At 62.6% G+C, this 1,533-nt stretch carries 2 protein-coding genes; both read left to right on the forward strand.

Annotated features, from left to right (window positions below; all coding sequences use genetic code 11):
- Nucleotides 1-910: hydantoinase B/oxoprolinase family protein (locus tag EOA86_RS34145; RefSeq protein WP_206630219.1), on the forward strand; the 910-nt coding region annotated here is incomplete at its 5' end.
- 82 nt (nucleotides 911-992) lie between these two features.
- The coding region (locus tag EOA86_RS34150; RefSeq protein ID WP_245497464.1) for a DUF3419 family protein at nucleotides 993-1,533 on the forward strand (541 nt) is incomplete at its 3' end.

A 1,533-nucleotide genomic window follows, 5' to 3' on the forward strand; every position in this document is an offset into this window, starting at 1 on the left:
GGCCTACATGGGTCACGTCCAGGACAACGCGGCCGAAAGCGTGCGCCGTGTACTGGAGCGACTGCCCGACAGTTCCGTATACGAGTATCCGACCGACACCGGCCAAGTCATCAAGGTGAAGATCTCGGTCGACCGGAAAAAGCGTGAGGCGACTGTCGACTTCACCGGTACCTCGCCGGTCATGAAGAACAATTTTAACGCCCCCGAGCCGGTCGCCCGCGCAGCCGTGCTCTATGTCTTCCGCGTCATGGTCGAGGACATGATCCCGATGAATGCCGGGTGTCTGAGACCCATCAACATCATCATCCCTGATGGCTCGATGCTGAAACCCGCCTATCCGGCGGCGGTCGTCGCCGGCAATGTCGAGACCTCCCAGCATGTCACGAATGCGCTGTTCGGCGCCATGGGCGCGATGGCCAACGCGCAAGGCACGATGAACAACCTCACCTTCGGCAACAAGCAGTACCAGTATTACGAGACGATCTGCTCCGGCTCGCCGGCAGGCAGGATGAACTCCGGCCGCGGCTTTGCCGGCACCTCCGGCGTCCACACCCACATGACCAATTCGCGCCTGACCGATCCGGAAGTGCTGGAATTGCGCTTTCCCGTCCTGCTTGAGGATTTCCACATCCGCGAAGGCTCCGGCGGCAAAGGCAAATGGAGTGCCGGCGACGGCACCAAGCGCACCATCCGTTTCCTCGAAAAGATGGGATGCGCCATCCTGTCCTCTCACCGCGATCGCCCGCCGCAAGGCCTGGGTGGCGGCGGCGATGGCGAGGCCGGCTCGACCGCGGTCCGCCGCAAGAATGGCCGCGTCGAAATCCTGAAGGCGTGCGACCAGACGGTGCTGGAGGCCGGTGAAGCCGTCATTGTGACGACACCGACGCCAGGCGGATTTGGCGAGGCCTGAGCTCATCTCAACAAGCTGTCACCCGCCTGTCATCCACCTGCGCTACCCGCTTGCGCCAGAGCAAACGGGGAATCGCCTTGTCATGACGGATTTTTCCGGAGAACTGGTTTTTCGCCGCGGCAAGGAAGTTGGCAAAGCCGTCTACCAGAACCGCCCGCTGTCGAAGGCCGGCCTCTCCGAACGGCTCTTCGCGTTGCTGTTTTCCGGCCTCGTCTATCCGCAGATCTGGGAAGACCCCGATGTCGACATCGACGCGATGCAGCTTGGCCAGGGCCATCGCGTCGTCACTATCGCCTCGGGCGGCTGCAACATCCTCGCCTATCTCACCCGGTCGCCCGAAAGGATCGACGCCGTCGATCTCAACGCCGCCCACATCGCGCTGAACCGGATGAAGCTCGAAGCGGTGCGCCATCTGCCGTCCCAGGGTGACTTGTTCCGTTTCTTCGGCGCTGCCGAGACCCGTCACAATTCGCAAGCCTACGACCGCTTCATTGCGCCGCATCTCGACCCGGTCAGCCGCCATTACTGGGAACATCGCAACTGGCTCGGCCGTCGCCGCATCGCCGTCTTCGACCGTAATTTCTACCAGACCGGGCTGCTCGGGCTGTTTATCGCCATGGGTC

The organism is Mesorhizobium sp. M5C.F.Ca.IN.020.32.2.1 (genome assembly GCF_004023105.1).
Lineage (GTDB): Bacteria > Pseudomonadota > Alphaproteobacteria > Rhizobiales > Rhizobiaceae > Mesorhizobium > Mesorhizobium wenxiniae.